Genomic DNA, 21,815 nt, shown 5'->3' with positions numbered 1-21,815 from the left:
CGACATCCGCAGCACTGCACAAGGCGGGCCGTATCGGTCGCGCCTTTTGCGTGCCGCGCTTTGTAAGGCTCTCTTTGTGCATCTCCCTGGTGTGTGTCAGACCTTTTGGCGCGGGCGCTATCGGCCGAGACGCGCGGCGGGGGCCGAGTCGCGATGGCACCCGCGACCGCCCGCTGACCTGTTTGCAAATTTGCAGAGCAACGCGTTTGCCTTCGTCAGTCCCGCTTGCAACACCGAGTTTGCAAAAGTTTGCAATCCAGCTTGGCAAACCTATTCAAAAAACCGCTGCAATTTGGCGCAGGCCCAGCGCCGGTGCTTGCTCCGGCCAAAGGCTTGCGCCTAGGCTCTGCGCAAGAGGAGACATCAAGGAGGATCCCTATGACATATTCTGAGGTCTACGCACAGTGGAAGGCGGACCCGGAGGGGTTCTGGATGGAGGCCGCCCGCGCCATCGATTGGGACAGGCCACCAACCAAAGCGCTGAGCACGGTTGGCGACGGCCTGTACGAATGGTTCGCCGATGCCAGGGTCAACACCTGCTACAACGCCGTGGACCGCCATGTCGCCGCCGGCCGGGGCGAGCAGACCGCAATCATCTACGACAGTCCGATCACTCAGACCAAACGCCAGATTTCCTTTCTCGAGCTGCGCAACCGGGTGGCCTCCCTCGCGGGGGCGCTGCGGGCGAAAGGCGTCGAAAAGGGCGATCGGGTGATCATCTACATGCCGATGATCCCGGAGGCGCTGGAGGCGATGCTGGCCTGTGGCCGGATCGGTGCGGTGCATTCGGTGGTCTTTGGCGGGTTTGCCGCAAACGAGCTCGCCGTGCGCATCGACGACGCCACCCCCAAGGCGATCATCGCCGCCTCCTGCGGGGTGGAACCGGGTCGCATCGTCCCCTACAAGCCGCTTCTGGACGGGGCTATCGAACAGGCCACCCACAAACCGGAGTTCTGCGTCATCTTTCAGCGCGAACAACAGGTTGCCAAGCTGATCGAGGGCCGCGATGTCAACTGGCACGGTTTCCAGTACGGGGTGGAGCCTGCGGACTGTGTGCCGGTCGAGGGCAATCACCCCTCCTATATTCTCTATACCTCCGGCACCACCGGACAGCCCAAGGGCGTCATCCGCCACACCGCCGGGCAGCTGGTGGCCCTGCATTGGTCGATGAAGAACATCTATAACGTTGATCCCGGTGATGTTTTCTGGGCGGCCTCCGATGTCGGCTGGGTGGTCGGGCACAGCTACATCGCCTATGCGCCGCTGATCCATGGCAACACCACGGTTGTCTTTGAGGGCAAACCCGTCGGCACCCCGGACGCGGGCACCTTCTGGCGGGTGATGTCTGAACATAAGGTCAAATCGTTCTTTACCGCGCCCACCGCCTTTCGCGCGGTAAAGCGCGAAGACCCGACGGGCGCGCATATTCCCAAATATGATCTGTCCAACCTTGGGCAGGTCTATCTGGCCGGGGAACGCGCCGACCCGGATACCATCACCTGGGCACAGGACAAGCTGCGGGTGCCGGTCATCGACCATTGGTGGCAAACGGAGACCGGATGGGCCATCGCCGCGAACCCCCTGGGGATCGAAGAACTGCCAACCAAGCTCGGCTCTCCGGCGGTTCCCATGCCGGGCTACGAGGTGCATATCCTAGACCCAGAGGGCAAGCCGATGAAACCGGGCGAATTGGGCGCCATCGCGGTAAAACTGCCCCTGCCCCCGGGCACATTGCCGACGCTGTGGAACGCCGAGGACCGCTTTCGCAAAAGCTACCTGGCCAGCTTTCCCGGATATTACGAAACCGGCGATGCGGGACTGATGGACGACGACGGCTACCTCTACATCATGGCCCGCACCGATGATGTGATCAACGTCGCCGGACATCGGCTCTCGACCGGCGCGATGGAAGAGGTCTTGTCCGGGCACCCGGATGTTGCCGAATGTGCGGTGATCGGGGTTGCGGATCCATTGAAAGGTCAGCTGCCGCTTGGTTTTCTCTGCCTCAACGCGGGCTGCGACCGCCCCCACACCGATATCGTCGCCGAGGTGGTACAACAGGTGCGGGCCCACATCGGCCCCGTCGCAGCCTTCAAGCTGGCCTGCGTGGTGGAACGCCTGCCCAAGACGCGCTCGGGCAAGATCCTGCGCGCCACCATGGTCGCCATCGCCGATGGCACCGACTGGAAGATGCCGGCCACCATCGACGACCCCCAGGTCCTGGAGGAAATCAAAACCGCGCTGCAGGCGCTTGGGTTCGCCAAGTAGGCGCGCCGCAACGAAAAAGCGGCCCCGCATCGGGGGGCCGCTGACGTTCACATCAACCCCGGCGCAGTGCCGGAGCGTGTGCCTGTGTCGGTCGGATCTACGGACCGATCAAAGCAGTTCTTTTTGACGGTTGGCAAAATCGTCGATCTGACGCTCGGCCTCATCCTTGGCCACGCCGTACCGCTCTTGCAGCATACCGACAAGCTTTTCACGATTGCCGGCCACTTGGTCGACGTCGTCATCTGTCAGCTTGCCCCACTGGTTCTGTACAGAGCCTTTCAGCTGTTTCCATTTGCCTTCAACAATATCCCAGTTCATGACCTCTGCTCCTTTTTGTCGGGTCGGTTGGCAGAGCGCCTGTCGCGGCGCGAGCTGCTTGACCAACCAACGTGGAGGCGCTGGATTTGTTCCGGGCGGAATCCTGACATCGGCGGAATGCCCCGGTTTCATCCGGTCACCGCCTATGTGTCGGACGCGATGGCGATCAGGGGCGGACCGATTTGGGCGTAGCAAAGAAATCTACGGTCACCGGTTTGCGCATTGCACGGGTGCCGTCATAGTGACGGAACTCCACCCGGTATTGCTGCGGCCCGGTCGGATGATAGCCCGCGCAAGGCTCGTCCGGGTCCATTGCCTCGACCAGTTGGGCGCGGATCTGCTGCGCATAGGTCTCGCCCAGTTCAGGTTGCCCGCCAGAGGAATAGGCAACCGCCACCCCTTGCGAATTGCCGATACATCCCCAGCCCATGACGATTTCGTAATCTGTATAGATCTCAAAGACCCAAGGCGCGCCACCGGGGTTTGGCAGGGCAAACCAGGAGGTATTGAGCAGCGAGCTCTCTTCCTCGGTCATCAGCGACACGCTGGAACAACTGTCACTCGCCTGGTCATAATCGGTACATTCATATGGTGTGTTGCGCATGGCTTGCAGGACCTCCCCCACCGGGGAAAACTCCGCCGCACGCAGCGGCACAGCCAGACCGCCGGCGACGACCAGCGTTACGGCGACAAAAGAAACTGCATTCATAGGTCTGATATCTCTCCACAAACGGGCTGCAGCCTGTCGGCAGCGCACCAACAGGCAATGGTCGCAGCCTACCCTGGTTCCGTGAAGATCCGACTAAGGTCACGCCCCCCCTTTTCAGGAACGGCAGCCCTCTCTAGGCTCGCGCCCAAGGAGACAGTCCAAATGCCCAACAAAGACCTCTGGCGCCTTGGCGCGCATGATCTGTCGCAGCTGACCCGCAGCGGCGCCGTCAGCCCCACCGAAGCCGTCACCGCCGCCCTGGCCCGCATGGACGCGGTCAACCCGGACCTGAATGCCGTGGTCGACGACCTGCGTGACGCGGCATTGGCCCGCGCTGAAGCGCTCGACAGCCAAAGCCCCCGCCAGCGTGGCCCCCTGCATGGGGTGCCGGTGACCATCAAGATCAACATCGACCAGACAGGTCATGCCACATCAAACGGGGTTCTGGCGCTGCGGGATCTGATCGCCCCCGATGACGCCCCGGTGGTCCAGAACCTGGAACGGGCGGGCGCCGTCGTCATCGGGCGCACCAATACACCGGAATTTTCATTCCGGGCGGATACCGACAACCCGCTGCATGGGCGCACTCACAACCCCTGGGGTCGCCATATTTCCGCCGGTGGCTCCTCGGGCGGTGGCGGTGTCGCGGTGATGGCCGGGATGGGCGCCCTGGCGCATGGCAATGACATCGGTGGCAGCCTGCGGTTTCCCGCCGCGGCCAATGGCGCGGTCACCGTCAAACCCGGTTTCGGCCGGGTCCCGGCCTGGAACCCAAGCCAAACCGCGGAACGGGGCCTGATGGCCCAATTGATGAGCGTCCAGGGCCTGATGGCGCGCCAGGCCGCTGACCTGCATCTGTCGATGCCCGCCATGATCGCGCCGGACCCGCGCGACCCGTTTCACGCCCCGGTGCCCTGGCAAGGGGCGCCCGCCGCCGGGCCGGTCCGCGTGGCCTTCACCCGCAACACTCATGGCTATGACCTGCACCCCGAGGTCGAGGCCGCGCTGCTGGACGCCCGCGATGCGCTGACGGATGCAGGCTACATCCTGGAAGAGGTCGAACCACCGGATGTGTTCGAGATCGGGCGGGCGGGCTACCGCACGCTGATGGGTGAGATCAAGACACTGATGAAACCCGACATCGACGCCATGGGGTCGGAGACAATCCGCAGTCTGTTCCAGACCTATTTTGCGGAATTCCCCCCCTTCGAAGGCGACGAGCTGTTGAAAATGTATGCCAAGCGCAGCCATTTTGCCCGCCAGTGGGCGATGTTCATAGAACGATACCCGCTGGTCCTGACCCCGTTTCAGCCACAGCCCTTTTTCGCTCCGGACCGTGACCTTGAAGGTGTCGCCGGGGCTCATGACGTGCTTGGCTGCGCGGTGTATTCCTATGCGATGAACTTCATGGGGCTGCCGGCCGCCTGTGTCCCCGCGCGGCTGGCGCAATTGCCGGGCGGGCCACAACCGATCAACATCCAGATCGTGGCACAGCGCTGGCGCGAGGATATGGCTGTCGATGCGGCCATCGCCATCGAGGACCGGATCGGCGCGATGGCCCCGCATCTGTGGGCCCATATGGACCGGACCCACTGACGCGATGGCAGGCCGCCCCCCCCCTCGGCGGCGGCATATATCCCGCCGAAGGCCCCGGCCGTCTGCCGCTGGCAGACGGCGAAACCTGTCGCGCGTCAGCGCGCCCTTTGGGTCAAAGCCGCGATCAGTTGAACTGCTCCGAAATCAGCCGTTCTTCCAGCCCATGACCGGGATCGAACAGGATCTTGTGGCTGACACGGCGTTCGCTCTGGATTTCGACCCAGTCGATATCCTTGAAGGACACGGAATCAGCCTCTGCCATCACCGGCCGTTTCGCCGCATCAATCACATCAAAGCGCACCGTGGCGCCACTGGGCAACAATGCTCCCCGCCAGCGTCGGGGACGAAAGGCGGCAATCGCCGTCAGGGCCAGAACATCCGCACCAATCGGCAGGATCGGCCCATGGGCCGAAAAGTTATAGGCCGTTGAACCGGCCGGTGTCGCCACCAGCGCCCCGTCGCAGACCAACTCCGCCATGCGTTGGCGACTGTCCACCGAGATCATCAGCTTTGCCGCCTGCGGCCCCTGGCGCAGCAACGACACCTCGTTGATTGCCATCGCCTCATGCAGGGCGCCCTTGCGGTCCATGGCGCGCATCCGCAACGGGTGGATGGTCTCTTCGACTGCCGCCGACAGCCGCGCCATCAACCCGTCTTCGTCATAGCTGTTCATCAAAAAGCCAACCGTGCCCCGGTTCATGCCATAGATCGGCACGTTCAGATCCACCGTGTCCCGCAGCGTGTGCAACATGAACCCATCCCCCCCCAGCGCCACGATGACATCCGCAGCTTCGGTGCTCACCGTTCCGTATTGGGCGACCAGAGCATCGCGCGCCTTTTGTGCAAGCGTGGCCTGACTGGCCAAAAATGCGATTCTCATTTGGCACGATCCTGTTTCCGGTAGGGTCCAATAGGTTCCGAAACAAGCACAGGTTTTCCCCAATGACCAGACTTGCCGGTCGCCTGGGCAATTTCGTCGCTTTACAGCCTTCCAGACCGGTGATGTTTCCTATAGGAAATCCCGCAAAGACCACCCCAACAAGTCGGAGCCAGCATGACTGTGACCACCCGTGACCCCGGTTTCTTCACCCAAAGCCTCTCGGACCGTGACCCCGAACTGTTCGGCGCCATCACCAGCGAACTCGGCCGCCAGCGCGACGAGATCGAACTGATCGCTTCCGAGAATATCGTCTCTGCTGCCGTGATGGAGGCTCAGGGCTCTGTTCTGACCAACAAATACGCCGAAGGCTATCCCGGTCGCCGTTACTATGGCGGCTGCCAATATGTGGATGTGGCCGAGAACCTCGCCATTGACCGGGCCAAGCAACTCTTTGGCTGTGACTTTGCCAATGTGCAGCCCAACTCCGGCTCGCAAGCGAACCAGGGCGTATTCCAGGCGCTGATCAAACCGGGCGATACCATCCTCGGCATGGATCTGGCCTCCGGCGGTCACCTGACCCATGGCGCGGCGCCGAACCAATCCGGCAAATGGTTCAATGCCATTCATTATGGGGTACGCCAGCAGGACTGCCTGATCGACTACGACCAGATCCAGGCGCTTGCGACCGAACATCAGCCCAAGCTGATCATCGCCGGCGGCTCCGCCATCCCGCGTCAGATCGATTTTGCCAAGTTCCGCGAAATTGCCGACAGCGTCGGGGCCTACCTGATGGTGGATATGGCGCATTTCGCCGGTCTCGTGGCCGCAGGCGAACACCCCTCGCCTTTCCCCTATGCGGATGTGGCCACCACCACCACCCACAAGACCCTGCGCGGGCCACGTGGCGGCATGATCCTGACCAACAATGCCGATATCGCCAAGAAAGTGAACTCTGCGATCTTCCCCGGCATTCAGGGTGGCCCGCTGATGCATGTGATCGCCGGCAAGGCCGCCGCCTTTGGCGAAGCCCTCAAGCCCGAGTTCAAAACCTACCAGAAGCAGGTTCGCGCCAATGCGGTGGCGCTTTCGGACGAACTGCAAAAAGGCGGTCTGGATATCGTGACCGGTGGCACCGACACCCATGTGATGTTGGTTGACCTGCGTCCCAAGGGCGTGACCGGCAATATCGTCGATAAGGCACTGGGCCGCGCCCATATCACCACCAACAAGAACGGCATTCCGTTTGACCCGGAAAAGCCCACCGTGACCTCCGGTATCCGCCTCGGCACCCCAGCGGGCACGACCCGTGGTTTTGGCGAAGAAGAGTTCCGCGAGATCGCGCGTCTGATCGTTGAAGTGGTCGATGGTCTTGCCGCCAATGGCGAAGACGGCAATGCCGAGGTCGAGGCCACAGTGCGTGACAAGGTCGCGACCCTCTGCGGCCGCTTCCCGCTTTATCCCAACCTCTGAGGGGTTGGGGCCATAGGCCGGTGTCTTGATCCTCAACGACACCCCAGACACGTTGTCGCCGCGCCTCAGGGTGCGGCGATTTTCGGTTCAAGGGTCTGAGAATACGCCGGCATTTACCGACAACCTGTGGCGCAGGCAGGCCGGTCAGACGAAGCCACGCCAGGACAGCACACAGACCAGCAGCGCAATCACCGTCAGGAGCGCAAACCCGACCGAAGCGCCGATATCCAGCAGACGCCCCTTGCGGCGATCCGCCAGGTCCACCTCGGCCAGGTACAACCGCAGACCGCGCGCCTGACGCAGCAATTTGGCCTCATCCAGCATCATCGCCAGTTTGGGATGTTCAAAGGCCGCCTCCGCCGCCGCCAGATCCGCAGCCGCGCGCCGGTGGCGCGGGGGCAAGTGGCGCCGCGCCCGGATCAGACAGTCTGAAACCGCGCCCGTCAGCTTCAACCGTTTTTCCAGCAACGTACTGATCTCGCTCAACGCGCTTTCCAGCGTCTCGGTCATGGGTCTGGATCTCCGGTGGTGGCAGCCGGTCACATCCTATCCCCGGAACCGGGCAAGCTCAATGCCGCCAGCACCGGTCCCTGCACTGCAATTGGGGCTGACAGGCCCGAGCGTTGCGGCTATCACATCGGCATGTTGAACACGATCGCACATGGCACCCCGACCGACCGACCGCCCCTTCTGATCGCGCATGGGCTTTATGGCTCTGGCCGCAACTGGGGGGTGATTGCCAAACGCCTGTCCGATGACCGTCAGGTGATTGCCGTCGACATGCGTAACCACGGCGAAAGCGCGTGGACCGACAGCCATACCTATGCAGATCTGGCCGCCGACCTGGCCGAGGTGATTGTGGCCTTTGGCGGCAAGATGGATGTGGTCGGACATTCCATGGGCGGCAAGTCCGCGATGATGCTTGCGCTTCAACACCCGGAGGCGGTCAACCGGCTGGTCGTGGCCGATATCGCGCCGGTCAGCTACAGCCACACCCAGGCGCATTTCATCACTGCCATGCGCAGCGTTGATCTGGCATCGGTCACCCGCCGCTCTGATGCGCAGGCCCAATTGGCCGAGGCCGGCGTCGATGCCCAGCTGCAAAGTTTCTTCACCCAGTCACTGGATATCGAAAACCGCGCCTGGCGGTTAAATCTGGATGTGCTGGAACGCGACATGCCGCATATCCTCGCCTTTCCCGAGGTTGAAACGCATTGGGAGGGTCCTGCCCTGTTTTTGACCGGGGGCGAGTCTGATTATGTGAAAGCCGAGGACCGCGACCGGATCAAAACACTGTTCCCGAAATCGCGATTTGCCAAGATCCCCGGCGCAGGCCATTGGCTCCATGCTGAAAATCCACGCGCGTTTGAGGCAACCGTGCGGGCCTTTCTCGACGCCTGATCCCTGTCTTTCGACCTTATGCGGCCTCGGTCGGGGTCAGTCGCAAGCGGTCAATAGGTCAGCAACAGCCGGTCCCGGACCGCTTCGGTTTCCATGCGTTGGCCGCCCATCTGGAACCGCTTGAGCATCGACTGCCCCATGTTCACCAGGATTTCGCGTTCAAACAATCCCGAGGGGATGGCGATATCGCAATAGACGTCGCCGGATTTCTTGGTTCCGTCGATGGACATCGCCACCCGCACGCCGCGCGCCTTGCAGGCGGTGATGGCGGCAAACAGCTCCTCCAGACGAAAGGCCTGCGCGCCATAGAGAATGGTTTGCGAGTGAGCATAGGGCGGGTCGCAATAAATCACGTCACCAGCGCGCGCCTGGGCCATCGCGGCACGGTAGTCGAGGCATGCAAACCGCGCGCCCGCCATCCGCTCTTGCCACAGCGCCACGCGACGGGCGAATTTCTCCGGGCTGATAACCGGATGGCTGCCGCAGGGCGTCGACATATAGTTGTCCTTGCGGCGAAACCGGACAACGCCGCCATAGCAGGCCCGACATAGGAACAGGAAATCCGCCCCGTTGGGCGCCGCGTTATAGCGCGCCTTGATCGTCTCGTAGACCTCAACCCGATTGCCGGCGTGGAACTGCGCGTGACGATCCGCATACCAGCCAACCAGTTGATCCGGCGCGGCAGCGAGCGTTTGCCAGATTTCGACCAGCGGCGCAAAGATATCCGAACCCACCGCCCGATGCGGACGCAGGGTCGCCATGACGCCCCCCGCCCCAAGGAAGGGCTCAAAATAGGTGCCATAATCCTGCGGCAGATGGGCGACGATGTCATGGGCGAAGCGTTGCTTGTTGCCGACCCATTTCAGCAATTGCGTCTTGAAGGGCGCCACATCGACCACCGGCACCGCTGCGCTCTCAGCGATCATCGCGGTGCCTGTCAGCGCTGTGGTCATCGGTGATCCGTCCTGAAGTTGCCGTTCAGGCCTTATGGCGCAATTGGCGGCGCGGGTCCAAACCTAATCCCGCGGCGCGGGCGGTCCTGCACGCCGTTGCGGGCCGGGCAGCGCGTCCTGCAACAGGGCCTGCGGAGTGCCCGGCAAACGGGCGTTTGCGGCCAATCTGCGCGCCTTTTCAGCACAGGTCGCACCGGGGACGGCAACGCGCGCCGCCCTATGCTCTTTGCCGCCACAGATCGCAAAAACTCTGGCACGCTTGGACGTCAGACAACCTGGGGCGTGACATGGCACGACAGAAATTGGCACGACGGAAACCAGCAGGACCTCGCGCAGGCCGGTGGCTCCAGCGCCTTGCACGCTGTGCGATGGCGGCCTGCCTTGTCGGTCCGGCGCTCGGCGACATGTCGGATCAGGAGTTCGAAGAACGGCTGCGCGCCTATATCCTGTCCCACCCGGACATCATTCTCGAAGCGATGGAAATCCTGTCAGAGCGCGAAGCCAGAGCACAACAAACCGCCAGAATCGCGCAATATCCGGATCTGTTCAGCGAACCGCCTAGCCTCGGATTGGGTCCGGCGGACGCGCCGATCACCGTGATCGAGTTTTTCGATTACAAATGCGCCCCCTGCAAGGCGCTGCACGCGCCGTTGAAGGCCGCCCTTGCCGACCATCCGGAGCTGCGGGTTGAAATGCGCCATCTGCCGATCCTGTCGCCCGGATCAGAGCGCGCGGCACGTTTTGCCCTTGCGGTCAAACATTTGGCAGGGCAGGAAAAATACGAGGCCACGCATACGGCCCTCTGGTCGCTGCACCGCCCCCTTCAAGAGGCCGCTTTTGCCGAGATCGCGGCAGAGCAGGGTCTGGACTGGACCCGCCTCAGGGTGGAAATGGACAGCGACGCGATCACCAGCCGGATCGCCCGCAACCGCCAGATCGCAGGCGATCTGGGGCTTCGCGGCACGCCGGCATTTGTGACCCCCACATCCGTCCAGATCGGCGGCACGGATGCAGAGGCGCTGGTGGCCGGGTGGCTCAGTCAATAAATGCCTTTTCGACCACAAAATGCTTCGGGTCTGAATTGGCCCCCTCGACCAGCCCATAGCCTTCGCACAGCCCCATGATGTCCTTGTTCAGGGCAAGATTGCCGCAGACCATCACCCGGTCGCTGTCGCAGGTCCATTCCGGCAACCCCAGGGCCGCAAACACCCGGCCATCGCGGATGTGATCGCTGATGCGCCCCTCGATGGCCGAGGGCTCGCGCGTGGTTGTCGGGTAATATTTCAGCTTGTCGCCCACCAATTCGCCGATCAGTGGGTCATCCGGCAAGGCCTCGACCAGCGTGCGGCCATAGTCCAGTTCAGCCGCCGTGCGACAGGTATGCGCCAGAATCACCTCGTCGTATTGCTCCCAGGTTTCCGGATCGCGCAACAGGGAGGCAAAGGGGGCAACACCGGTGCCGGTACAGATCATCCACAGCCGTTTTCCCGGCAACAGCGCGTCCAGAACCAAGGTCCCCACCGGTTTCGGGCGCAGGATGATCTCGTCCCCCGGTGCGATTTTTTGCAGGCGTGAGGTCAGCGGACCATCCGGCACCTTGATCGAATAGAATTCCAGCTCCTCGTCCCAGCTGGGCGACGCAATCGAATAGGCGCGCAACAGCGGTTTACCGTCCTCCTTCAACAGGCCGATCATCACGAATTCACCGGATCGGAACCGCAGTGATTTCGGCCGCGACACGCGAAACGAAAACAACGTGTCGGTCCAATGATGCACGGAGGAAACCGTCTGTGCATCGGGCAGGATCTTGGCGGGGCTTTGGGTTTGTACGTTCATCAGCTAGGTCCTTCAGGCCGCCTCGGTGGCGGGGTTTTCCGAAAAATGGGTCTCGAGCTTATTGGCCTGGCCGTCCATATCGTCGGCCTCCGGCAGCGGGTCCTTGGCTTCGGTGATGACCGGCCAGATCTTTGCGTATTTTTCGTTGAAGGCGATCCAGGGTTCCATGCCCTCTTCGGTGTCGGCACGAATCGCATCCGCCGGGCATTCCGGTTCGCAGACGCCACAGTCGATGCATTCTTCCGGGTCGATCACCAACATGTTCTCGCCCTCGTAAAAACAATCCACGGGGCAGACGGAAACGCAGTCAGTGTATTTGCAGGCGATGCAGTTGTCGGTGACGACGAAGGTCATGGCGGGTTCTCTTTCTCCAGTTTGCGCCCAGCGTGCCGCGCCGCAGAAACCCTGTCCGTAAACAAATTGCTATTGAGCGATTCTGCGATGCGGCATCCTGAGAGAAATCGAAAGGGACCGCATATGATCGACAGGCTCTCCGCAACCACAGACAACCGTCACCTGATCGTCGAATGGGAGGGCGGCGGCACAACCGAACTGGCCGCCACCACCCTGCGGCGCGAGGCCCGCGACGCCTACACACGGCGCGCCAAGCTGGACCACGGGGAGATCGCCGTGGCGCCGGACCTGACCATCACCGCCCTGGCACAGGTCGGGCGCGGCGGCGTGAACATCCATTTTTCAGACGGTCATGACCGCGCAATCTACCCTTTTGAGTATCTGCACGCGCTTTCCGAGCAATACGGAAACTAATTGACATTTGCCGCGCCGCAGCACGGCGCAGGATAAGACATCACTGCATTGGAGCCCGATATGGACGAAATCTTGGATGGAACGACGCAGATCGATTGCGACATCCTGATCATTGGCGGCGGCACGGCCGGTCCGATGGCTGCCCTCAAGGCAAAACGCAAGAACCCCGAGGCCAACGTTGTCCTGCTGGACAAGGCCAACGTGAAACGGTCCGGGGCGATCTCGATGGGGATGGACGGGCTGAACAACTCGGTCATTCCCGGCTATGCCACCCCCGAGCAATACACCAAGGAAATCACCATCGCCAACGACGGCATCGTCGATCAAAAGGCGGTCTATCGCTACGCGGATGAATGTTATGGCATCATCCAGGAGCTGGACCAGTTCGGCATCCGGTTTCAGAAGGATCAGAACGGCGAATATGACGTCAAAAAGGTCCACCACATCGGCACCTATGTGCTGCCTATGCCCAATGGCGACACGGTGAAAAAGGCGCTTTATCGGCAACTGCGCAAGGCGCGCATCAATATCGTCAACCGCTATATGGCGACCCGCCTTCTGACCGGTGAGGATCGCATCGCCGGTGCCATCTGTGTCAACACGCGCACCGCCGAATTCCTCGTCGTGCGGGCCAAGGCTGTCATCATGGCGCTTGGCGCGGCCGGGCGCCTCGGTCTGCCCTCTTCCGGCTACCTCTATGGTACCTACGAGAACGCCTCCAACAGCGGCGAAGGCTACGCGATGTCCTATCACGCAGGGGCTGGCCTTGCGAACCTCGAGTGTTTCCAGATCAACCCGCTGATCAAGGATTACAACGGACCGGCCTGCGCCTATGTCGCGGGGCCGATGGGCGGCTATACGGCCAATGCCCAGGGCGAGCGGTTTATCGAATGCGACTATTGGTCCGGTCAGATGATGCAGGAGTTCTATGACGAACTTCAGGGCGGCAAGGGGCCCGTCTACCTCAAGCTGAACCACCTGGCCGAAGAAACCGTGGCCGAGATCGAGCGTGTCCTGCACATCGTCGAGCGGCCAACCCGTGGCCATTTCCACAAGGGGCGTGGCACCGACTACCGGACCGAAATGATCGAGATGCACATCTCGGAGGTCGGGTTCTGCTCCGGCCACTCTGCCAGCGGTGTGTTTGTCGACGAACACGCCCGCACCACCATTCCCGGCCTCTATGCGGCCGGCGACATGGCCAACGTGCCGCATAACTACATGCTTGGGGCCTTTACCAACGGCGCCTTTGCCGGGCTCGATGCGGTGGACTACATCAAGGATGTTGATTTCGCTGATTTCGACATGGGTGAAGTTGACGCCGAACAGACCCGCGTGCTGGCCCCGACCAAACGCGATGATGGCATCCCGCCGAACCAGATCGAATACAAGACCCGCCGCTTTGTGAATGACTATCTGCAACCGCCGAAAGTCACCGCAAAGATGGAACTGGCGCAGCGCCGCTTTGCCGAGGTGCGCCACGATATGGAAAACGAGATGTATGTCCGCGACAGTCACGAGCTGATGCGGTCGCTCGAAGCGTCGACCATCCTGGATTGCGCCGACATGGCCGCTGCCGCCTCGCTTTATCGCACCGAGAGCCGCTGGGGCCTTTACCACAACCGGGTCGAATACGAGCGCGACGACGAAAACTGGTTCTGCCACACCATCCTGACCAAGGGCGACGATGGCAAACCCGCACACCGCAAGCAGCCTGTTCAACCCTATGTCGTCGAAATCGATGACGACGAGAAGAACGCCTATGCAAACCAGCGTGTCAACAGCACGGTCGCGGCAGAATAAGGAATAAAACCATGCCATTGGCTCAAACCTCCTCCATTGTTCCCGTTGTCGTGGACAAGGCGCTGTGCATCGCGGACAAGGGCTGCACCGTCTGTGTCGATGTCTGCCCGCTCGATGTTCTGCGCATCGCGGCCAGCGACGACGGCACCCAGACGGCCTATATGAAGTACGATGAATGCTGGTACTGCATGCCCTGCGAAGCGGACTGCCCCACCGGCGCCGTCACCGTAAACCTCCCCTATTTGTTGAAGTGAGACTGAGATGACCGCTCTGTTTGAAGACTTTGACGAAATTGGTGAACTGGCCGAGGCGCTGGACGACCCGTCGCCGGGGGCGCGGATCATGGCGGTGATGGAACTGGCCGACAGCGCCGATCCGGCCGCCATTCCCCATCTCGCCCGCGCAATCGCCGACGCCGATGCGGGCGTGCGCAAACAGGCCGCGCTGGCGCTGACCGATTTTGACGGCCCCGACACCGCCGCGGCCCTGGTCTCGGCCCTGACGGATGGCGACGCGGCCGTGGTCGCCGCCGCCTCAGTCAGCCTGACGGAACTCAAAGACCCCGCTGCCGGCGACGCCATCCTGCCGCATCTGGACGATCCCGATACCATCAAGCTCAAGGCCTGTCTGGCGGGGATCAAGGAACTGCGCCGCCCCGAAGCGATGGGGCCCGCGATCGCCGCGCTGAAACACGCCGACGCAGGCGTGCGCGCCGAAGCGGTCGGGGTGATCGGCTGGCTACAGGACCAAAACGCCCTGCCTGCCCTGCGGGACGCCGCAAAGGATGGCGAAACCCAGGTGCGCCGGACCGCCCTGGCGGCGCTTGGATTTTCAAAATCCGAACATGCCGAGGCAACGCTGGTCGAGGGGCTGAAGGACCCGGAATGGATGGTGCGCGAGGCCGCAGCGGAAACACTTGCCAAATCCGGCAGCGCCGGTTGCGTGGCCGTGCTGCGCGACGCCCTGCAGGATGAATTCTGGCAGGTCCGGCTCAAGGCGGTGCGCTCCCTGGGGCGTCTGAACGCGACAGAAGCCGCCATTGAAATCGCGCCGATGATGGATCTCCCGGTCCCGAATTTGCGCAAGGAATGCGCGGCGGTGCTCGGCGAAATGGCCGTCGTCGAAACCCTGCCCTTTTTGGAAAAGTACAAAGACGACCCGGACCCGGACGTCCGCAAAAACGTCCGCTGGGCCCTCGGAAAGATGGCCGTGCAATAAGCCTGCTGAAAAAGGACCACCGTTTTTGATTGCACCCTGGGGAGATCACCCCAAGGGTGCAATTTTGCCTTCAAATACCACTCAACTCACTGATTCTAAAAGATAAAAATATCACCCGATTCTTGAGCACCCGAAGTTTGAGAGGTTTTTTTACGCCCGCGCTTTCGCCTTTTGCCGCAAAATTTGCCGTTATTTTGCGCGTCTGAAAGATAGGGCCTGATCGGGATATGAATTCCCTGCGGTCCGGACCGCTTTCATTGGACACTGATTTCAATACCGAAAATTGAACTGACCAATGGAGACGAAAATGAAGAATTGCTTCAACCTCAAGTCCGCATTCTTGGCAGCCACCCTGATCCCGATCGGCGCCATCGCCCAGGCGGAAAAAATTTCGATTGCCGTCGGGCATCAATCCATGTGCACCGACACCTATACCGCCGGCATCGTGATCAAGGAGCTTGGGCTTCTGGAAAAGCACCTGCCGACAGAGGGCGCCTATGCCGATGCGGAATATGACATCAGCTGGGCCGACTACAGTTCAGGCGGACCGATCACCAACCAGATGCTGGCCAACAAATTGAACTTTGGCGTCATGGGCGACTATCCCCTGATCGTGAACGGCGCCAAGTTCCAGGAAACCGACAGCCTGCGAACGCTCTATGTGGCGGGCACCGGCTACAACCTCAAAGGGTCCGGCAACGCAATCGTCGTGCCGGTCGAAAGCGACATCTACTCGATCGACCAGCTCAACGGCAAAGAGGTCTCGACCCCGGTTGGTTCCGCCGCCTGGGGCATGTTGCTCAAGGCGATGCAGGACAATGGCATCCCGACCTCTGATTACGTTCTGAAAAACCAGAGCCCAGCGGTCGGCGCGGCCAATATCGCCGCGGGCAAGATCGACGCCCATTCCGATTTCTGCCCCTGGTCCGAAATCATGGAATTCCGCGGCACCGGTCGCAAGATCTATGACGGTGCCGAAACCGGTGTGCCCTACCTGCACGGTGTCGTCGTGCGCCAGGATTTTGCCGAGGAATACCCCGAGGTGGTGCAGGCCTTCATCAAGGCCGTCTACGAGGCCGGCGAATGGATCCGCGAGGACCCGATGCGCGCCGTGTCCGAAATGGAGGGCTGGACCGGGGTCGAGAAGGAAGTGCTCTATCTCTATTTCTCGAAGGGCGGTCACCTGACGCTGGAACCCTCGATCAAAACCGAGTGGATTGACGCGCTCAAGTTCAACCATGGCGTTCTGGTCAAGGAAAAGGCGATTCCGCCGCTCGATTTCGAGGCCTGGATCACCGAGGACTACCTCAAGGCCGCCTATGCGGACATGGGCGTCGACTACGCCGCCGACAAGGCCAAGATGGTGGACCCCGCCGTCGCCAACGAAGGTCTGCCGATGGAAATCTGGCACGCGCGCGACGGCATCAGCAGCTATGCCACCATGCCGGAGTTCCTGACCGCCGTGGCAGAGATGCAGGGCACCGGCGCCAAGCTGAACTCCACCTATGTCTATGACGTGGAAACCGGGCTGAAGCTCTTTGGCAAGACGGCGTTCTGGGTCAAGACCGGTGACGGCTATGCGACCTTCCTGCGCAAGGGCGAAGCCGAGGCCTATGCCGCCGAAAACGCCGGCGCGCTGGTGACCTTTGACGAGGCCGTGGCCGACTTCATCTCGGAAACCTGATGTCCGATTGAGCAGGCTCCGGGCGGCAAGATCGCCCGGAGCCCCCCCGACTTGCGTGACGACCCATCCCCCTGATCTAAGGCAGATACCCATGCAACCCCTTGTAAAAGATGCGGAAAACCCCACAGCCGAACCCAAACCCAGCGCCGAGGTCACCCCGGCCGCGCCGCCACCAGCGCGCAAGGGTGTGCCGCGCCTCTCCGCCGAGCGGCTACAAGGTCTCGCCATGGCGCTCGTCTCGCTCAGTGTCGGGATCGGGCTCTGGCATATCGCGACGGCGATCAATCTGGATTTTTACATCAACTTTTCCAACGTGCCCGCCCCGTGGAAGGTCTTTTCTGCCTTTTTCGCCCATATCCAGACCGAGATTTTCTGGACCCATATCGGGGTGTCGATGCGGCGGATCCTCATCAGCTATTCCATCGCTGTGGTGCTCGGGATCACCATCGGCCTGATGATGGGACGCTCCCGGATCGCGCGGGCCTTTGTGATGCCCTATATTGAGGTCATCCGCCCCATTCCGGCCGTCGCCTGGATTCCGCTGGCCATCCTGATGTGGCCAACGGAAGAAAGCTCGATCATCTATATCACCTTCCTGGGCGCGTTGTTTCCTATTGTTCTCAATACGTTACATGGGGTGGAACAAACGCCCGAGGTGCTGGTGCGCGCGGTCCAATCGCTGGGCGCATCCCGCGTGGCGGTGTTTCTCCATGTTGTGATCCCGGCCGCGTTGCCCTCTATCGCGGCCGGGCTCGCGATTGGCATGGGGGTCAGCTGGTTCTCGCTGCTCGCCGGAGAGATCATCTCCGGGCAATACGGCATCGGGTACTTCACCTGGAATGCTTACAGCCTGATCAACTACCAGGACATTGTCGTGGGTATGCTGGTGATCGGCGGGCTTGGCACCGCCTCCACTGCCGCCGTGAAACTGGCCACCTCGCCGATGCTGAAATGGCAAAAGAGGGCACGGTGATGGCGGTGCTGAGAACCCTACACCACACCATCGCGCAGGACTGGCAGCGGATGCTGCTTTCGGGTCTGCTGTTTGCGGTGCTGTTTCAGGTGCTGATGCTGCTGGCGCTGATGATCCGGTTTCAGGCTCTGCCGAACTACGTGGTGGCCTATGACTGGATCGGCAATGTCATCCATATCGTCAAATCCACACCGTCCTGGCGCGACATCCCGCCGATCATCAACCAGGAATGGCTGCTTGAGGTCGGCAAGATCAACTATGAATACGGCACCGGCATATCGGAATGGAGCCTCAACGTCGTGCCGGTGCGGATGATGGTGCTCTTTGTGCTGGGCCTCCTTGTGGCGCTCTGCACCAGCCTGCAGCGCCGTGACACCTGCACGGCGGGCCCTGCCACAACGCTGCGCGCCGCCACCGGGATCGGGACCATCCTGGTGGCCATGACCAATGCCACCATGAGCTGGGTGGTCTGCTGCGCCGCACCCTCCTGGGTGGTCGGACTGGCCATGCTGGGGCTGGGCGTTGCCACCTCACTGGCGCTGGAGACCATGGGCCCGGCCCTGAACATCGCGGGCTTTGGCCTGCTTTCTTGCACTGTAGTGTTTCTGGCCTGGCGGAAGACCCGTGCAGCCAAATCGCAAATGGGAGCCCCGAGCCATGCTTGACGTATTGAAATTCAAAAAACCCGACACCGCCCTTGCCAATGACGCCGACAAAGGACGGATCCGGATCAGCGATGTGTCGATCAGATTCGGTCAGGGTGCCAGCGCGCATCAGGCCGTTGAAAGCACCTCTATTGATATCGAGGCAGGCGAATTTGTCTGTATCCTCGGCCCCTCTGGTTGCGGAAAATCGACGCTGCTTAACGCCATTGCCGGCTATACAAAGCCGACCACCGGACAGGTGACCGTGGATGACGTCAAGGTCACCGGCCCCGGCCCGGATCGCGGCATGGTGTTTCAGCAGTATTCCCTTCTGCCGTGGAAAACCGTCTATGAAAACGTCGCCTTCGGCCCCAAAATGGCTGGCGCCTCGCGCACCAGTGCCGGTTCCGTCGCCAATACGTTCCTCGGTCTGGTCGGGCTGAAGAAATTCGGCAACCGCTACCCGGCGGAACTGTCGGGCGGGATGCAGCAGCGGGTCGGCATCGCACGGGCGCTGGCCAATTACCCCAGCGTCCTGCTGATGGATGAACCCTTTGGCGCGCTCGACGCCCAGACCCGGCTGATGATGCAGGAAAGCCTGCTGGACATCTGGCGCAAGTTCGGCACCACGGTGGTTTTCATCACCCATGACGTGGACGAGGCGGTGTTTCTCGCGGATCGCGTCCTGATCATGAGCGCCGCCCCCGGCCGCATCATCGAGGACGTCAGGGTGGAGTTGCCGCGCCCCCGCTCGCCCGAAATGGCCAGCACGCCGAAATACCTGGAGGCCCGGCAATTCTGCCTCGACACCATCCGCGCCGAAAGTCGCAAGGCCTTTGCGGCGCAAAACGCATGAGACGCCTGCTGCATCTCCTCGCCCTGCTGTGCTGGCCCGCGCTGGCACAGGCCCAGGTGCAGGGCGTCATGCTCGACGCTCCGGTCGCCCTGCCCGACCTTGCCTTTCACGACGAAACGGGCGCGACCTTTACAAGCGCCGACTTGAAGGGTCAGTGGACCCTTGTGATGATCGGGTTCATGTCCTGCCCCGATGTCTGCCCCTTCACCCTCGGCAATCTTGAGGCGGCCGTGGCCGAGACCGGGATGCGGGTGCGACCGGACAATCTGCCAAAGGTCTGGTTCCTGTCCGTCGACCCGGACCGGGACGGCGCTTTTGTCAGTGAATATGCGCCCTTCTTTCACCCCGATTTTCGCAGCATGACCGGCACCCGCGCCCAGATCGACCGCTTTATCGACGCGACCGACGGTTTCTACCGCCTGCTGCCCGCCGACAAGGACGGCTACTACGAGGTCCAGCACAGCTCGGCCGTGTCCGTCATCGCGCCCGATGGAACCCTGCGGGCCAAGCTGCAGCCCCCATTTGATCCGGGGCTGACGGCAGAATTCCTCGCCCGTTTGCAACTCAGCTATCGCAAGGAGAAAACACAATGATGCGCTCTGTCACGCCGGTCCTGGCGCTGCTTTGGGCCACCTCGGCCTTTGCACAGCAACTCCGGGTTGAGGCGGCCTATGTCCCGCTTGCCCCGCCGGGCGTCATGACCCATGCGGCCTATATGACTCTGGCAAACGCCGGCACCGCCCCGCTTCGGCTCGTCGGGGTGACGGCGGCAGGCTACGCCATGGCCCATCTGCATGCCAGCGCCGAACAGGACGGCGTCGCCACCATGGCGATGCTGCACCAGCTGGAGATCGCACCGGGGCAAACCATTGCGCTGGCGCCGGGTGGGTTGCACATCATGCTGATGCACCCGGACCGGACGCTGCAGGCGGGAGATACGGTCGAACTGGTCCTGAGCTTCGCAGATGGCACGAGCCAATCCGTTACCGCCACCGTAGGGGCCGCTGGCGCCGGATCATGACCCGCCATCCTATGGGCGCAGCCTTCTGTCTGGCCATCGGTCTGACAACCGCTGTGGCCGCGCCGCTTCATGCGGATTTTGATGCCGACAGCTATCCCGCCTATGAAACCTGCGCGCTCTGCCACGGGCTGTCTGGCCAGTCCCGTCTGGACCGGTTTCCCCATCTTGCCGGGCAAAACCCGGCCTATATCCAGGCTCAGCTGGCGGCCTTCCTCTCCGGGATCCGGCGCAACGACGGCGGCCAGATGTCGAGCATCGTGACAGAGCTGGCACCCGAAGACCTGCCGGTCGTGATCGAGTGGTTCGCACAGCAGGATCCGCCCCCGGCCAGCGATCCGCCGGATAGCGATCTGGGCCAGACCCTGACCGCGGCGGCGGGCTGCCTTGGCTGTCACGAGGTGGACAGCGATGGCGCGGTGCCGTATCTTTCGGCCCAGCATGCGGGCTATCTGTCAAAGCAGATGCGCGATTTTCGCGACGGTCGGCGTGACCACGGTGCGTTCGCAGAGATGCACCAGGAGATCTTCAGCGGGATGGACACAGGCATCGACGAGATCGCCGCCTATCTTGCTTCACTGGAAAGACCGGAGTGACCGAGAATATTGACGAGCCCAACGATGGCCCAAGCGCCATCTTCCTGTCGGAGTACCTGTTGGACATCAACAAGGGCGCCGGCTTTCTGTCCTCGCTGACGGATGAAGATCAACGCACCACCCGCCAGCTTGGCACCCGATGCACGGTGACCAAGGGCGAAGGCATCTTCTTTCAGGGCGATCCGCACACTGGCGTCTGGGTCGTCGAAAAAGGGCGCGTGCGGACCTTTTATGCCGGGCCATCGGGCCGTGAAATCACCCTCGCTTACTGGAGCATCGGCCATTTCATCGGCGGGCCCGAGGTCTTTGGCGGCGGGCGGCATGTCTGGTCGGCAGATGCGCTGGAAGACTGCGAATTGCTGTTTTTGTCCGGGGTCAGTTTGCAACGTCTGGTGCGGGACATCCCCGATGTGGCAATCGCGATCATCAACGGTCTGGTCAACAAGGGGAAATGCTATTCGGCCCTGATCCAGATGCTGGGCACCCGCACGGTGGCCGAACGGCTGCGGCAATTGCTGGTAATCCTGGCAGAGACCTATGGCCGCCACGAGGGCAGCCGCATCGTCATTGATCGCACGATCACCTACGACCAGATCGCCACCATTGTCGGCGCAACCCGGCAATGGGTCACCCAGTCTCTGGACCGGATGCAGGCCGAGGGCATCCTCGAAGTCAGCCGCAGGGAGATCGCGATTTCGGATCTTCGGGCGCTCTACGAATAGGGGCCGGAAACCTCTGGCGGTTGATCCCGTCGGCCATTGCGACGCAGTGACGTCGCCGCCCGCGGACCGTTTGCCCCCACCATCAGCCCTGTCCGGCGCTTG

At 62.0% G+C, this 21,815-nt stretch carries 24 protein-coding genes; 17 read left to right on the top strand and 7 right to left on the bottom strand.

Annotated elements, in window-relative coordinates:
- The first annotated feature begins 378 nt into the window (after positions 1-378).
- Entirely contained in the window at positions 379-2,268 is a 1,890-nt protein-coding gene (gene prpE / locus TRIHO_RS19385; protein WP_068247677.1) for a propionate-CoA ligase PrpE, read from the top strand.
- A gap of 108 nt (positions 2,269-2,376) precedes the next feature.
- Here the strand turns inward: prpE and TRIHO_RS19380 are convergent, their stop codons facing one another.
- Both TRIHO_RS19380 and TRIHO_RS19375 read right to left on the bottom strand, forming a co-directional pair.
- Positions 2,377-2,586, bottom strand: coding sequence for a CsbD family protein (locus tag TRIHO_RS19380; RefSeq protein WP_068247674.1), 210 nt, complete (start codon positions 2,584-2,586; stop codon positions 2,377-2,379).
- Between the two features lie 166 nt (positions 2,587-2,752).
- Positions 2,753-3,295 carry a hypothetical protein gene (locus tag TRIHO_RS19375; protein ID WP_068247671.1) on the bottom strand — a complete coding sequence of 181 codons (543 nt, stop codon included), beginning with the start codon at positions 3,293-3,295 and terminating at the stop codon, positions 2,753-2,755.
- Positions 3,296-3,457: 162 nt separating this feature from the next.
- Here TRIHO_RS19375 and TRIHO_RS19370 point away from each other — a divergent pair, with 162 nt between their 5' ends.
- The gene (locus TRIHO_RS19370) at positions 3,458-4,891 is read left to right on the top strand and encodes an amidase family protein (protein WP_068247668.1); all 1,434 of its coding nucleotides are present in this window, start codon (positions 3,458-3,460) and stop codon (positions 4,889-4,891) included.
- 124 nt (positions 4,892-5,015) lie between these two features.
- Here TRIHO_RS19370 and TRIHO_RS19365 read toward each other — a convergent pair whose 3' ends face one another.
- The gene (locus tag TRIHO_RS19365; protein ID WP_068247665.1) at positions 5,016-5,771 is read right to left on the bottom strand and encodes an NAD kinase; all 756 of its coding nucleotides are present in this window, start codon (positions 5,769-5,771) and stop codon (positions 5,016-5,018) included.
- Between the two features lie 174 nt (positions 5,772-5,945).
- Between TRIHO_RS19365 and glyA the strand changes: the two genes are divergently transcribed.
- Entirely contained in the window at positions 5,946-7,241 is a 1,296-nt protein-coding gene (gene glyA / locus TRIHO_RS19360; protein WP_068247662.1) for a serine hydroxymethyltransferase, read from the top strand.
- A gap of 144 nt (positions 7,242-7,385) precedes the next feature.
- Here the strand turns inward: glyA and TRIHO_RS19355 are convergent, their stop codons facing one another.
- On the bottom strand, positions 7,386-7,751 hold the full coding sequence (locus TRIHO_RS19355; protein ID WP_068247659.1) for a hypothetical protein: 366 nt from the start codon (positions 7,749-7,751) through the stop codon (positions 7,386-7,388).
- Positions 7,752-7,883: 132 nt separating this feature from the next.
- Between TRIHO_RS19355 and TRIHO_RS19350 the strand changes: the two genes are divergently transcribed.
- Complete coding sequence (locus TRIHO_RS19350; protein WP_068247656.1) at positions 7,884-8,642, top strand: alpha/beta fold hydrolase; 759 nt, start codon at positions 7,884-7,886, stop codon at positions 8,640-8,642.
- Between the two features lie 50 nt (positions 8,643-8,692).
- Here the strand turns inward: TRIHO_RS19350 and TRIHO_RS19345 are convergent, their stop codons facing one another.
- Complete coding sequence (locus TRIHO_RS19345; protein WP_082705221.1) at positions 8,693-9,595, bottom strand: DNA adenine methylase; 903 nt, start codon at positions 9,593-9,595, stop codon at positions 8,693-8,695.
- Positions 9,596-9,963: 368 nt separating this feature from the next.
- Here TRIHO_RS19345 and TRIHO_RS19340 point away from each other — a divergent pair, with 368 nt between their 5' ends.
- A complete protein-coding gene (locus TRIHO_RS19340) occupies positions 9,964-10,641 on the top strand; it encodes a DsbA family protein (protein WP_068247654.1) in 678 nt (225 codons plus the stop codon).
- Here TRIHO_RS19340 and TRIHO_RS19335 read toward each other — a convergent pair.
- Both TRIHO_RS19335 and fdxA read right to left on the bottom strand, forming a co-directional pair.
- The gene (locus TRIHO_RS19335) at positions 10,631-11,431 is read right to left on the bottom strand and encodes a ferredoxin--NADP reductase (protein ID WP_068247651.1); all 801 of its coding nucleotides are present in this window, start codon (positions 11,429-11,431) and stop codon (positions 10,631-10,633) included. The genes TRIHO_RS19340 and TRIHO_RS19335 overlap by 11 nt on opposite strands.
- Before the next feature lie 12 nt (positions 11,432-11,443).
- Positions 11,444-11,785, bottom strand: coding sequence for a ferredoxin FdxA (gene fdxA / locus TRIHO_RS19330; protein ID WP_068247648.1), 342 nt, complete (start codon positions 11,783-11,785; stop codon positions 11,444-11,446).
- A gap of 123 nt (positions 11,786-11,908) precedes the next feature.
- On the opposite strand from fdxA, the gene TRIHO_RS19325 reads away from it, so the two are divergent.
- The 12 genes from TRIHO_RS19325 to TRIHO_RS19270 all read left to right on the top strand — a co-directional run bounded on the left by TRIHO_RS19325 (position 11,909) and on the right by TRIHO_RS19270 (position 21,713).
- The gene (locus tag TRIHO_RS19325) at positions 11,909-12,199 is read left to right on the top strand and encodes a DUF971 domain-containing protein (RefSeq protein ID WP_068247645.1); all 291 of its coding nucleotides are present in this window, start codon (positions 11,909-11,911) and stop codon (positions 12,197-12,199) included.
- A gap of 60 nt (positions 12,200-12,259) precedes the next feature.
- Entirely contained in the window at positions 12,260-14,002 is a 1,743-nt protein-coding gene (locus TRIHO_RS19320; protein ID WP_068247643.1) for a fumarate reductase/succinate dehydrogenase flavoprotein subunit, read from the top strand.
- Between the two features lie 11 nt (positions 14,003-14,013).
- Positions 14,014-14,256 (top strand): 4Fe-4S dicluster domain-containing protein, encoded by a 243-nt coding sequence (locus tag TRIHO_RS19315; protein ID WP_068247640.1) that lies wholly within the window; start codon positions 14,014-14,016, stop codon positions 14,254-14,256.
- Positions 14,257-14,263: 7 nt separating this feature from the next.
- Positions 14,264-15,220, top strand: coding sequence for a HEAT repeat domain-containing protein (locus tag TRIHO_RS19310; protein ID WP_068247637.1), 957 nt, complete (start codon positions 14,264-14,266; stop codon positions 15,218-15,220).
- Positions 15,221-15,527: 307 nt separating this feature from the next.
- Positions 15,528-16,904 (top strand): ABC transporter substrate-binding protein, encoded by a 1,377-nt coding sequence (locus TRIHO_RS19305; RefSeq protein WP_068247718.1) that lies wholly within the window; start codon positions 15,528-15,530, stop codon positions 16,902-16,904.
- A gap of 91 nt (positions 16,905-16,995) precedes the next feature.
- Positions 16,996-17,877 carry an ABC transporter permease gene (locus TRIHO_RS19300; protein ID WP_082705216.1) on the top strand — a complete coding sequence of 294 codons (882 nt, stop codon included), beginning with the start codon at positions 16,996-16,998 and terminating at the stop codon, positions 17,875-17,877.
- Positions 17,877-18,542: a hypothetical protein gene (locus tag TRIHO_RS19295; protein WP_131811228.1), complete on the top strand. Its 666-nt coding sequence runs from the start codon at positions 17,877-17,879 to the stop codon at positions 18,540-18,542. Before TRIHO_RS19300 ends, TRIHO_RS19295 begins: the two co-directional genes overlap by 1 nt.
- Positions 18,535-19,377: an ABC transporter ATP-binding protein gene (locus TRIHO_RS19290; protein WP_082705215.1), complete on the top strand. Its 843-nt coding sequence runs from the start codon at positions 18,535-18,537 to the stop codon at positions 19,375-19,377. Before TRIHO_RS19295 ends, TRIHO_RS19290 begins: the two co-directional genes overlap by 8 nt.
- Entirely contained in the window at positions 19,374-19,970 is a 597-nt protein-coding gene (locus tag TRIHO_RS19285; protein ID WP_068247631.1) for an SCO family protein, read from the top strand. The genes TRIHO_RS19290 and TRIHO_RS19285 overlap by 4 nt, the downstream gene beginning before the upstream one ends.
- A complete protein-coding gene (locus TRIHO_RS19280) occupies positions 19,967-20,398 on the top strand; it encodes a copper chaperone PCu(A)C (protein ID WP_068247627.1) in 432 nt (143 codons plus the stop codon). The genes TRIHO_RS19285 and TRIHO_RS19280 overlap by 4 nt, the downstream gene beginning before the upstream one ends.
- Positions 20,395-20,991 carry a c-type cytochrome gene (locus TRIHO_RS19275; RefSeq protein ID WP_131811227.1) on the top strand — a complete coding sequence of 199 codons (597 nt, stop codon included), beginning with the start codon at positions 20,395-20,397 and terminating at the stop codon, positions 20,989-20,991. The genes TRIHO_RS19280 and TRIHO_RS19275 overlap by 4 nt, the downstream gene beginning before the upstream one ends.
- Positions 20,988-21,713, top strand: coding sequence for a Crp/Fnr family transcriptional regulator (locus TRIHO_RS19270; protein ID WP_068247620.1), 726 nt, complete (start codon positions 20,988-20,990; stop codon positions 21,711-21,713). The genes TRIHO_RS19275 and TRIHO_RS19270 overlap by 4 nt, the downstream gene beginning before the upstream one ends.
- The last annotated feature ends 102 nt before the right edge of the window (positions 21,714-21,815 follow it).

The organism is Tritonibacter horizontis (assembly GCF_001518015.1).
Classification (GTDB): domain Bacteria; phylum Pseudomonadota; class Alphaproteobacteria; order Rhodobacterales; family Rhodobacteraceae; genus Epibacterium; species Epibacterium horizontis.
Note: the sequence above shows the minus strand (reverse complement) of the source record. Positions and strands in the feature narration are given on the sequence as shown.